Annotated in this window: 2 protein-coding genes; both read left to right on the top strand. The window is 56.7% G+C overall.

Annotated features, from left to right (window positions below):
• Positions 1–54: 54 nt before the first annotated feature.
• Entirely contained in the window at positions 55–5,436 is a 5,382-nt protein-coding gene (locus tag HALA3H3_RS02315) for a non-ribosomal peptide synthetase (protein WP_238326060.1), read from the top strand.
• Positions 5,433–13,672: non-ribosomal peptide synthetase (locus HALA3H3_RS02310; RefSeq protein ID WP_158414235.1), on the top strand; the 8,240-nt coding region annotated here is incomplete at its 3' end. The genes HALA3H3_RS02315 and HALA3H3_RS02310, both read left to right, overlap by 4 nt.

The following is a 13,672-nucleotide window of genomic DNA, read 5'->3' as shown; positions in this document are numbered from 1 at the left end:
CATGCAAGCCTCGCTCTAGCGCAACGCTGTAGTGGCTTGCCTGGGGGGACGCCCTTGTTCTCGTCATTGCTGAACTACCGCTACAGTGCGCCACCAGGGGAGGAGGCTAATAGCCGGGCGTGGGAAGGCATGATGGTGCTGAATAGTGAGGAGCGTACCAATTACCCGATTGCCATGTCAGTGGATGACTTTGGCGAGGACTTCCAATTGGTTGGGCAGGTTAGGAGCACGGTCGGGGCGAGACGGCTATGTGATTACATGAGCACGGCCGTGGGCTGTATCGTAGAGAATTTGAAAACGGCATCTCAACAAGCAATAAGCGAAATCAAGTTGCTGAGTGATGCTGAATATTGTCAGCTTGCTGACTTGGGCGAGAACACACAAGGGTATACAGATGTTCCGCCGACTCATCACCTGCTTGAACGCCAAGCTGCTGTAAACCCTACGGCCAAGGCGTTAGTCTTCGAAGATCAGTCACTCAACTACGCCGAACTTAACTCCCGTGCCAATCGTCTGGCGCACTATCTAATCGACTTGGGAGTTCAGACCGAAACCCGAGTGGGTATCGCCGTTGAGCGCTCCATCGAGATGGTGGTAGGGCTATTGGGCATCCTCAAGGCGGGGGGCACGTATGTGCCACTGGATCCAGATTATCCCACTGAACGGCTGGCCTATATGGTCGAAGACAGCGGCATCGAGTTGCTGCTTACCCAGCAGCATCTTCGCGATGCGTTGCCGGTGGCCGATGGGCTGAACGTCATTGAGTTGGATCGGTTGGATGTTGCTCACCATGCGCCGACCAATCCGAACGTGGCCCTGCACGGTGAAAATCTTGCTTATGTGATCTACACCTCCGGCTCCACCGGGCGACCCAAGGGCGCCGCCAACCGTCATCGTGCGTTGGCCAACCGGCTACAGTGGATGCAAGAAGCCTATGGCCTAACGACCTGCGATGCGGTGTTGCAGAAGACGCCGTTCAGCTTTGACGTCTCAGTGTGGGAGTTCTTCTGGCCGCTGATGCAGGGGGCGCGACTAGTGATGGCACCGCCAGGTGCTCATCGCGAACCAGTACAATTAGTTGAGCTGATACGTGCCCACAAGATCACCACGCTTCACTTCGTGCCTTCCATGCTTCAAGCCTTCATGGCGGATAGCGACGTGGAAGGGTGTATCAGCCTGACGCGCTTAGTGTGCAGCGGTGAGGCACTACCGGCAGAGCTGCAGAACCAGGTGTTTTCCCGCTTGCCTCACACGGCGATCTATAACCTCTATGGTCCCACCGAAGCGGCCATTGATGTCACTCACTGGACTTGCCAAGACGATGGACGCAACCACGTAGCCATAGGTCAACCGATCGCTGGTATCCGTACCTATGTCCTGGATGGTGATCTTAACTTGGCGCCGCCTGGGGTCGCGGGTGAACTCTATCTTGGTGGCGTGGGCTTAGCACGGGGTTACTTGAATCGCGCAGGTTTAACGGCGGAGCGTTTTGTCGCAAACCCATTTGAGAAGGGCGAACGGCTCTACCGTACGGGGGATTTAGTGCGCTGGCGGGAAGATGGTCAGCTTGAGTATCTAGGTCGTCTTGACCACCAAGTGAAGATCCGTGGGCTGAGGATCGAATTGGGCGAAATCGAAGCACAGCTGCAATATCAGCCAGAGATTCGCGAGTCAGTAGTGGTGGCCCAAGATGGCCCTGGCGGTGCGCGCTTGGTGGGCTATGTGGTTCCCCAAGCCGATATTGAACTTGATACTGCTGTACTGCGCGAGCGGCTAGGACAGCAATTGCCGGATTATATGGTGCCAGGAATTGTGGTCACGCTGGATGCACTGCCGCTAAATGCCAACGGCAAGGTAGACCGTAAGGCATTACCCGCTCCTGAGCTTGTCGGAGGATCACAGTACAAGCCACCCCAAGGCGAGGTGGAAATAAATATAGCGGCGATTTGGTCTGAAATGTTTGGCATGGAGCGGGTGGGGCGTCACGATAACTTCTTCGAGCTAGGGGGGCATTCATTATTGGCTCTAAAAGTGCTGGAGCAAATGCGGAATCGCGGACTGATGGCACAGGTAAGCACGCTGTTCCAACATCCGGAGCTAGCATCTTTCGCTCAAGCGTTGACACAAGCATCAGAGCAATCTGAGGTCGTCATTCCGCCCAACCGGATCCCTCCCGATTGCCAAGCCTTGCAGCCAGAAATGCTGACGTTGATTGAACTTACTACTGGGGAGATCAGCACGATCGAAGCGGCCGTGCCCGGTGGTGCTGCCAACATTCAGGACATCTACCCACTGGCGCCGCTGCAGGAGGGCATCCTTTTCCATCACCGGCTGCGGCACCGGGGAGATACTTATGTGCTTCCTTGTCTACTTGGTTTCGATAGTCGGGATCGGTTGGACAGGTTTATTGCTGGTTTTAACCAGCTCATTGCCCGCCACGAGATTCTTCGTACCGCTGTGCTCTGGGAAGGGCTCCGTGAGCCGGTGCAGGTGGTATACAAGCATGCTGCAATGGAAGTCGAATGGCCGTCGGTGCCGGATGAGGAAACTATTCGTGTCGACGAATGGCTATACACCCGGGTAGATCCTGAACATCACCGCATCGATGTGCGCCGAGCCCCCATGCTACGAGCGGTGGCAGCATACGATGCCGAGCAAAATCGCTGGCTGTTGCAGCTACCTAGCCACCACTTGATCATGGATCACACCACGCTTGAGCTGTTGGTGGAAGAGATCTCCCTGATTCAGCAAGGCCGGGAGGACGCTTTGCTAGCCCCGATCCCATTCCGCAACTTTGTGGCGCAGGCACGGTTGGGGGTGAGCCTAGCAGAGCATGAAGCCTTCTTCCTGGAGCGATTGGGTGATATGGAGGAATCTACAGCGCCTTTCGGACTACTAGATGTTCGCGGCGATGGTAGCGAGATCGAAGAAGTGAGCGTTTCTCTTGAAGTAGAGTTAGCTCAGCAGGTGAGGCAACAGGCCCAGCAGTACGGCGTCAGCACGGCCAGCCTGTTCCATCTGGCTTGGGCGTTGGTATTGAGTAAAACCATTGGGCGGGACGATGTGGTGTTCGGTACTGTGCTGTTCGGCCGCATGCAGGGCATCGAAGGTGCCGAGCGGGCGCTGGGGATGTTTATTAATACGCTACCAGTGCGTATCACAATGGAGTCCCAAGGTGTCGATGAGTGCCTGCGCCAAACCCACGACGCCCTATCTGAGCTAATGCACCATGAACATGCCAGTCTTGGCCTCGCACAGCGCTGCAGCGGGTTACCTGGCGGGACGCCACTATTCACGAGTCTGCTGAACTATCGTTACAGCGCACCTAAACAAGAGGGACATCCTATTCATACCTGTGAAGGTATGACGGTGCTGGGGGGGCAAGAGCGTACCAACTACCCGATCACGATGTCGGTGGACGATCTAGGTAACGGCTTCCAGTTGGTAGGTCAGGTTAGTCGTATGATCGGTGCGCAGCGGCTATGTGATTACCTGGAAACTGCCATTGCAGACATCGTAAAAAATCTGCAAGCAAGGCCGCAGCGAGCAATGATAGATATCGAGCTGCTCAATAAAACCGACCAGCATCAATTGCAGGCATGGGGAATGAATACTCAGCATTACTCCGATGCTCCGCCGATTCACCACCTCATTGAGCGCAACGCAGCGGCTACTCCAGAGGCTCTGGCGCTAATCTTTGAAGATCAGTCACTCAGCTACGCCGAGCTCAACTCTCGTGCTAACCGCTTGGCCCATTATCTGATTGGCTTAGGCGTGCAACCTGAGTCTCGGGTGGGCATCGCTGTTGAGCGTTCAACTGAGATGGTGGTAGGGCTGATGGGTATTCTCAAGGCGGGTGGTACCTATGTGCCACTGGATCCGGATTACCCCATCGAGCGATTGGCGTACATGGTCGAAGATAGTGGCGTTGAGCTGCTGCTTACTCAGCAACATTTGCGCGATACGTTGCCAGTAGCTGAGAGCCTAAATGTCATTGAGTTGGATCAGTTGGATATCGCTCACCATGCGTCAACCAATCCGGCGGTGGCACTTCACGGAGAGCATCTTGCCTATGTGATCTATACCTCGGGCTCAACTGGGCGGCCTAAGGGCGTCATGGTGCGCCATCACGCGCTCAGTCACTTCTTACTAAGCATGCATGAAACCCCTGGTTTGTCCCCTGACGATATTATGGTGGCGGTGACCTCACTGTCGTTCGATATTGCCGCCCTTGAGCTGTATCTGCCATTGATCAGCGGAGCAAGGGTTGTACTGGCGAGCCGCGAGACGACTCGAGATGGCAGAGCCTTGGGTGAATTACTCAACCAGGAAAAAGCGACGGTTCTGCAGGCGACCCCCTCCGGCTGGCGGTTGCTACGTTCGTCAGGCTGGCCATGGACGACGGCTCCGCTATCGGAAGGTTTTAAGGGGCTATGCGGCGGTGAGGCTTTGCCACCTGATTTAGCTGAGAATCTGCAAGCTCAGGGGATCGAATTGTGGAACATGTACGGCCCCACTGAAACCACGATTTGGTCAGCAACGGATCGAGTGAAAGACAGTCAGGTTTTCCTGGGAAGCGCTATCGCCGCGACGCAACTGTACGTTCTGGATGATGCGCTCAACTTCGCTCCACCCGGAGTAGCGGGGGAATTGTATCTAGGCGGCGTGGGCATGGCGCGGGGTTACTTAGGCCGTGCTGAGCTGACGGCGGAACGCTTCGTGGCCGACCCCTTTATTGCGGGCGAACGAGTCTATCGAACCGGTGATCTAGTGCGTTGGCGGGAGGATGGCCAGCTTGAGTACTTGGGACGAATTGACCATCAGATCAAAGTGCGCGGTTTCCGTATTGAACTAGGCGAGATCGAAGCCCAACTGCTAGCCCTGTCGGAGATACGCGAGGCAGTGGTGGTTGCCCAAGAGGGGCCAGGCGGTTCTAGATTGGTGGCTTATGTGGTTCCCCAAGCCGACGTTGAACTCGATACCACCTCTCTACGCGAAACGCTAGGGCAAAAGTTACCAGATTATATGGTGCCTGGGGTGATAGTCACTCTGGATGCACTGCCGCTAACCCCGAACGGTAAGGTAGATCGTAAGGCGCTACCCGAGTTTAGCTTAGACATTGGATCGCAGTACGAACCTCCTCAAGGCGAGGTGGAAGAAGCATTGGCGATGGTCTGGGCTGAAGTCCTTGGTGTCGAACGGGTGGGTCGTTATGACAACTTCTTCGATCACGGTGGGCACTCGCTGTTGGCTGCGCAGATGGTGGCTCGTATTCAAGCTGATATGCAAGTTGAGCTCCAGCTATCCGAGGTGTTTAAGAAACCACTGTTGCGCGATCTAGCAGAGTGTATTGCTACGCTAAGCAGCGGGTACTCCTTAGAGCAGTCGCTCTCCGATATTAATTCCTTTATCGACAGCATGGATACCGTTCAATGAGTAACATCGATACACATCGTATTGCGGAACGTTTTGCCGGATTGCATGCCGAGCAGCGCCGAGTAGTTTACGAAAAGATACGTTCTCAGGGCTTTGGCATTGGCCAGTTCCCAATTCTTTCTCGCCCTGTATCACAACAGACAACTTGCTCACCCTCTTATGCCCAACTTCGCCAGTGGTTTCTGTGGCGCTTGGATCCCCAAAGCAGCGCTTACCACATTACGGGAGCTCTGTCTCTTAAGGGGGGGCTTGACTCTGACGCACTGTGGGGTAGCTTCGCCGCTTTGATATCTCGTCATGAAGCATTGCGCACGGTGTTTCGTGATGATGGTGCAGGCGAGGTGATGCAAGTGGTGCAGGCCGAGAGCAGCTTCGCATGTCATGAAGTTGACTTAGTTAACATGCCGAAGGCTGAACGCGAAGTGGCGATAGAGAATCAGGTTGCTCTGCTTTGCAATGATCCTTTCGATTTGGAGCAGGGGCCACTTTTGCGCGTGGGGGTACTGCGTTTAGCTGAAGAGGAGCACCTGTTGGTGGTGGTAATGCACCACATCATCTCCGATGGCTGGTCGATGCAGTTGATCATCGATGAGTTTGCTGCGGACTACTCCGCTCGGGTAACAGGTGAGACATGGCAGCCGCCAGTCCTGCCGATTCAGTACGCTGATTATGCACTCTGGCAGCGTCAATGGATGGAGGCTGGCGAGAAAGAGCGCCAGCTCGACTACTGGCAGAGGGAACTTGGCGACGAACACCCGGTACTGCAGTTACCGACCGATCGTCCGCGCCGCAACGATGGGTATTATCACGCTGCGCGCCACCACATGGTGCTCCCAGAGTCACTGATAAATGGGCTGCGCAAGCGAACCCAGGCGCAGGGTGCCACCCTGTTTATGACACTACTGACAGGCTTCCAGGCGTTACTGTATCGCTATACCGGGCAGGAAGATATCCGGGTCGGTGTGCCAATCGCCAACCGCCACCGGACGGAAGCCCAAGGAGTGGTGGGGCTTTTCGTCAACACCCAGGTACTGCGCAATACGTTATATGGTCGCCTGAGCTTGACCGAGGCGCTGGAACAGGGCAAACGCGCAGCACTGGGGGCACAAGAGCATCAGGATCTGCCGTTCGAGCAATTAGTGGAAGCACTGCAGCCAGAGCGTAGTTTGAGTCACACACCGCTGTTCCAGGTAATGTTCAACTATCAACAGCAAGATCATGGATCGCTGCAGTCGTTACCAGGACTGGAACTGAGCACCTGGCCGCTGGAACAGGGAAGAGCACAGCTAGAACTGACGCTAAATGTGGTAGAGCGCATGGATGGTTGCCTGGAGGCAAGCTTCGTTTATGCAGAAGAGCTGTTTGATGCAACCACTATTGAGCGTTTAGCTCAGCACTATACGGTCATCCTTCAGGCGCTGGCAGAGATGCCTGAACGCGCGTTGAGTGATATCGAACTGCTAGATAAAGCTGAACGGTTAAAATTACAGGAATGGGGTGTAAACACACAACGGCATCCCGCTGCCCAGCCAATCCATCACCTAATTGAACGGCAGGCTGAGGCAACCCCAGAGGCCTCGGCGCTAGTATTTGACGATCAGTCACTCAGCTACGCCGAACTCAATACCCGCGCCAACCAGTTGGCTCACTACCTTATCGGCCTAGGCGTAAAACCTGAGACCCGAGTGGGTATCGCCATGGAGCGTTCCATCGAGATGGTGGTGGGGTTGCTGGCGATTCTCAAGGCGGGTGGCGCCTATGTGCCGCTAGATCCGGAGTATCCCACGGAGCGGCTGGCATTCATCGCCGAAGATAGTGGCATTGAGTTGCTGCTGACTCAGCACCACCTGCGTGGGTCATTGCCGGTAGCTGATAGCCTCAGCGTTGTTGAGTTGGATCGGCTGGACGTGGCACATCACGCCTCTACCAATCCCGCGGTGGTGCTGCACGGCGAGCACCTCGCCTATGTGATCTACACCTCAGGCTCCACCGGCCGGCCCAAGGGCGCCGCCATCCGCCATGATGCCTTGACCAACTGCATGGTCTGGATGCAGGAGACCTACCAGCTCACCGATGCGGATGCCGTACTGCACAAAGCGCCGTTCGGGTTCGACGTCTCAGTATGGGAGATTTTCTGGCCGCTGAGTGTTGGGGCACGTTTGGTGATCGCCCAACCAGGTGACCATCGGGATCCAGAGCGCATTATCGAGCTGATCCAGCGGCACGGCGTTACCACGCTTAATTTTGTGCCTTCAATGCTAAAGGCTTTTCTGGGCTATCCAGATGTTAAAACCAAAACGCGTCTCAAACATATAATGTGTGGTGGCGAGGCCGTTCCAGCGGCGTTGCAGCAAGATGTGGCTGAGTGTCTTGATGATGCTCACCTGCATGATCTCTATGGTCCCACTGAAACTACGATTCATGTCACTCACTGGTGGTGCCGTGATGATGCTCACCGCCAGATTCCCATTGGGCGTCCCATCAGTAGCACTCGCACCTATGTCTTGGATGGTGAGCTCAACCTGGTACCACAGGGCGTCGCGGGAGAGTTGTACCTGGGCGGGGTAAGCCTGGCCCGTGGATATCTCAATCGCAGTGATCTTACGGCGGAGCGCTTTATCGCTGATCCCTTTACCTCGGGTGAACGCCTCTACCGCACCGGCGATCTGGTGCGCTGGAGGGAGGACGGTCAGCTCGAATATCTCGGCCGCCTCGATCATCAAGTGAAAATCCGCGGCTTGCGTATCGAACTGGGCGAGATCGAAGCCGAGCTGCTCTCTCAGCCAGAGGTTCGCGAGACGGTGGTGGTCGCCCACGAAGGCCCCGGTGGTTCTAGGCTGGTAGCCTATGTGGTTCCCCAGGCTAACAGTGAGCTTGATACCGCTTTACTGCGTGAGCGATTAGGGCAAAAGTTACCGGATTATATGGTGCCGGGAATCGTGGTGACGCTTGAGGAACTGCCGCTGAATGCCAACGGTAAAGTGGATCGCAAGAGGTTGCCCGAACCAGAGTGCGTCGGCAGCTCACAGTACGAACCACCTCAGGGTGAAATGGAAGAGACTCTGGCGCAAATCTGGTCTGGAATGCTTGGCGTCGAGCGAGTGGGTCGTCACGATAATTTCTTTGAGTTAGGTGGCCATTCGCTATTGGTCGTTCGACTGACCTCGCGTGTTCGTAGAGAGCAAAATATTGAATTACCTGTGCGTAGTGTTTTTGACACGCCAATACTGAAAGATCTTGCCACTTGTCTTGGCAAGCTAGAAACACTGCAGGGCGAGAATAGGCTGAGTAACCTTGGGCTGAGCCAGGCGCCGCAGTCTTTTGCCCAGCAGCGCCTCTGGTTCTTGAATCAGCTCGAGCCAAATTCCTCGGCGTATCATCTGCCGGGTATGCTGCGTTTGAAAGGAGCGCTGGATGAGCAAGCACTCCAGCAGGCTTTCGATGATCTGGCGCGACGCCATGCCGTGTTGCGGACGCGCCTGGTGGCACCTCCCGAGGACATGGCGGTGCCCCGGCAGGTGATTGATGCCCCCGCACCGGTGAGCATCGAACGAGCTGACTTGAGTGAATCCGGCGATATCGAAAAAGCCTTGCGTCTCCATGCCCAGGAATTCATGGGCCGACCCTTCCTCCTGGCGGAGGAGTGCCTGTGGAGGGTGGGGCTGGTCAAGACGGGTGAACAGGAATGGCGACTGTTGATTTGCATGCACCACGCCATTTCCGATGGTTGGTCCGTATCGGTATTGCTGAGAGATTTCAGTGCCTTGTATGGGGCAGCCTGTCGGGGCGAAGAGTCGCCTCTGGGTACATTGCTGATCCAGTATGCGGATTTTGCCGTCTGGCAGCGGGAGTGGCTTGCTGGGGGGGAAGGTGATCGGCAGTTGAATTACTGGTGTCATCAACTGGGCCATGAGCATCCGGTGCTGGAATTGCCGACGGATCGGCCGCGACCGGCACGCCAGAGTTTCCTGGGCGCTCGTCATCGTTTCACGCTGAACGAGCCCTTGGCGGAGCAGGTGCATGCGCTTGCCGCTGCCCATAATGCGACACCATTCATGGTTTTGCTGGCCACCTATCAGGTCTTGTTGCATCGCCTGAGCGGACAGTCCGACCTGCGAGTGGGCGTGCCTATCGCCGGGCGTAACCGCCATGAAACCGAGGACTTGATCGGTTTCTTCGTCAACACCCAGGTGCTGCGTTGCGAGATGGATACCACCTCGACCTTTGGGCGGGTACTCGAGTCCGTCCGTGAGGCTGCCATCGACGCCCAGGCTCATCAGGATCTGCCGTTCGAACAACTGGTGGAGGCGTTGCAACCGGAGCGTAGCCTCAGTCATAACCCATTATTCCAGGTACTCTTTGATCATCAGCGTCGTGACGACGACTATCAGGTGCATCTGCCTGGACTAGTTGCAGAGGTGCTAGAGCTGGAGAACGGCACGACCCAGTTCGATCTGGCGCTCAACACCCAGGAAGACGGCGACGGCGTGCTGACGGGCAGTTGGAACTATGCCACCGACCTGTTCGACAGCGAGACCATCGAGTATTTTCACGTGCAGTTCGAGTGTCTGCTGGAGCAAGTGGTGGTGGCTCCGGAACGCATCGTCTGCGATTACGATCTGCTCGACGAGGATCAGCGTCAGCAACTGAGCGCTTGGAACCATACCGGCGTGGATTACGGTAAGCCGCAGCCGGTGCATCGCCTGTTCGAACGGCAGGCGATGCTCCATCCGGGGCGCGAAGCCCTGGTCAGCGGTGGGCAACGTCTGAGCTATGCCGAACTGGACAGGGCGGCAAACCGGCTCGCCCATTACCTGCTGGCACAGGGGATAGGTCGCCAGGCGCTGGTGGGCCTTGCCGCCGAGCGCTCCATCGAGATGGTGGTTGCCCTGTATGCCATCCACAAGGCGGGGGCCGCCTATGTTCCCATCGATCCGGATCATCCTGAAACTCGGCAGCAACAGGTACTGACCGATGCCGGTGTCGCGCTGTTGCTGACCCACGATGCCGTGCTGGATCGGTTACCGGTCTCGCATGGTCTGATGACCATCAACCTGGATCGAATCGATCTGTCCGATCGGCCGACAACTGCGCCCGATGTCCCTTTGTCCGCTGAGCAGCGTGCCTATGTGATCTATACTTCTGGTTCCACCGGCAAGCCGAAGGGGGTGGCGAACACCCATGGGGCTCTATACAACCGGTTGCAGTGGATGCAGTCAGCCTATTCGCTGAAGGAATACGACAGCATACTGCAGAAGACTCCGTACAGTTTCGATGTGTCGGTGTGGGAATTCTTCTGGCCATTGATGGTGGGAGCACGCCTAGTCGTTGCCCAGCCTGGTGTCCACCAGGAGCCGAAGAAATTGATGGAGTTGATTCGCCAGGAGTCGGTGACCACGCTTCATTTCGTGCCGTCAATGCTGGCGGTGTTCCTGGCCCAGGAGGATCTGTCCGGTTGCGATTCCCTGCGCCGCATCGTCTGTAGTGGTGAGGCTTTGCCGAAAGACGTGCAGGATCGAACGCTGGAGGGTTTGCCGCAGGCGGAACTCTATAACCTCTATGGTCCGACTGAGGCGGCCATCGATGTCACGCATTGGGTCTGCGGTCAAGATGAGCGTACTACCGTTCCAATCGGCAGGCCCATCGGCAACCTGCAGATTCATATTCTGGACAGCCGCTTGGCGCCTCAGCCGATCGGCGTAGCTGGCGAGCTTTACATCGGAGGTGCAGGGTTGGCCGAGGGATACCACGGTCGGCCGGAACTGACTGCGGAGCGCTTCATTCCGAGTCCTTTTGAAAAGGGCAAACGCCTCTATCGCAGTGGTGACCTAGCCCGCTGGTGTCGCGACGGTACACTCGAATATCTGGGACGGTTGGATTACCAGATCAAGCTACGGGGCCTACGGATCGAGTTGGGAGAAATAGAGGTCGTGATGCGTTCTCGACCTGATGTTGGCGAGGCCGTGGTGGTGGCGCACCAGGGACAGCTGGTGGGCTATGCGCAGGGCTCGGATGTGGATCTCGATGCCCTGCAAGCCGAACTCAGGCACTATCTGCCAGATTATATGGTGCCAGCGCATATCGTCACGTTGGAGACATTCCCTTTGTCGGCCAACGGTAAACTGGATCGCAAGGCTCTGCCCATCCCCGCAATGGAAGGGGCCGATTACGAGGCACCGCAAACGCAGACCGAGTGCCGGCTCGCCGAGCTTTGGCAGGAGGTGTTGGAAGTTGAGCGGGTCGGGCGTCGTGACAACTTCTTCAGCCTTGGTGGCCACTCTCTACTCGGAGTACATCTGGTTCATCGTATTCAGAAGGTCTTGAAGAAGACCTTGCCTTTGAACGTACTGTTCGAGTCAGCAACTTTGGCGGCATTAGCCGCGATGCTGGAGCGAGTGCCGGTGGAGGAAACTCCTGCCTTGCAACCTGCTGTACGCGGCCAACTGGCGCCTCAGTCCTTTGCGCAACAGCGCCTGTGGTTCCTGGCGCAATTGGAACCTGAGAGTTGTGCCTACCATCTGCCTTCCGGCATGAGGCTGCAAGGAGACTTGGATGAAGAGGCCCTGATTGCGGCGTTCGAGAAGATGATCGTGCGGCATGAGTCCCTGCGCACCTGTTTCTGCCATGGCGAGGACGGGACTCCGCAGCAGCGGGTACTGGAGACGATAGAAGTGCCCATCGAGCGGCATGATCTCCGCTTTGCCGGCGATACGGAGGCCGCCGTTGAAGCGCGGTTCCGGGGTGTCAGTCGGCGCCCTTTCGATCTGGAAGCCGTGCCGCCTTGGAGGGGGGCCTTGGTTCAGGTGGGCGAGCGTGAATGGTGTCTGCTGATATGTATGCATCATATCATCTCCGATGGCTGGTCCATGCAGGTGCTGCTGGAGGAACTGGTCGCGTTCTATCGCAGCGAATCGCTCGGGGAGCCGGTGCAAGCCGAACCCTTGGCGACCCAGTATGCCGACTATGCCATTTGGCAGCGGGAACAGTTGTCGGGTGCAGAGTTGGAACGTCAATTGGCCTGGTGGAAGGCACAGCTAGGCGATGAGCACCCCCCCCTGGATCTGCCTGCCGATCGCTCGCGCCCGGCCCAGCGGTATGGTAGTGGGGCCCAGCATACCTTCAACTTTCCCCCAGAACTGGTCGATCAACTGCGCCAATCAGCCAGGGATCAGCAGGCATCCCTGTTTATGCTGATCCTGACCGGCTTCGCAGCCCTGTTACATCGCCTCAGTGGTCAGCGAGACTTGCGCATCGGGGTCCCCGTGGCTGGGCGTCATCAGCCTGGCACCGAGGGGATAATCGGTTTTTTTGTCAATACTCTGGTACTGCGCGCAGAGACCGAGCCTGGTGAGCGAATCAGCGATCTGCTGGCCCATGTGTGCAAGCGTACCCGTGAAGTGCATGCGCACGCTGACCTACCGTTCGAGCAGTTGGTGGAGGCCTTGCAGCCCGAACGTAGCCTTAGCCATAACCCGTTGTTCCAGGTGGGCTACAACCATCAGGTCTTCGACCATCGTCCGTTGGATCGAATGGGTAGCGTGTGTTGCGAGCCATTGGCTGCACCCGTGGAGAATGCCCATTTTGATCTGGTGCTGGGGACTCAGGAAGATGAGAACGGTCGCATTACAGGCCATCTAAACTATGCGACTGATATCTTCAATTCAGAAACTGTCGTGCGGATGGCGGATCAATTGTTGGTGTTGTTAAAGGCCTTGGCCGAGTGCCCGCAACGGTTGCTGTGCGATATAGATTTGCTGAGTGACCGAGAGCGCGGCCAGTTACAACAATGGGGGGTAAACGAAGCATGCCACTCGCAAGACGAACCGATACACTGCCTGATCGAGCGCCAGGCAGCGGCGAAGCCCAAGGCCACGGCACTGATCTTCGATGATCGACAGATTTCCTATGCTGAACTCAATGCCCGCGCCAACCAGTTGGCCCACTATCTGATCGGCCTAGGTGTAAAACCTGAGACCCGAGTAGGTATCGCCGTGGAGCGTTCCATCAATATGGTGGTGGGGCTGCTGGCGATTCTCAAGGCGGGTGGTGCCTATGTGCCGCTGGATCCCGAGTATCCCACGGAGCGGTTGACCTTCATCACCGAAGATAGTGGCATCGAGCTGCTGCTGACTCAGCACCACTTGCGCGAATCATTGCCGGTAGCTGATGGCCTCAGCGTCGTTGAGTTGGATCGGCTGGATGTTGCACATCACGACGCTACCAATCCAGCGGTGGC

The organism is Halomonas sp. A3H3, assembly GCF_000982975.1.
GTDB lineage: Bacteria > Pseudomonadota > Gammaproteobacteria > Pseudomonadales > Halomonadaceae > Vreelandella > Vreelandella titanicae.
This window is presented reverse-complemented; position numbering and strand designations above follow the sequence as displayed.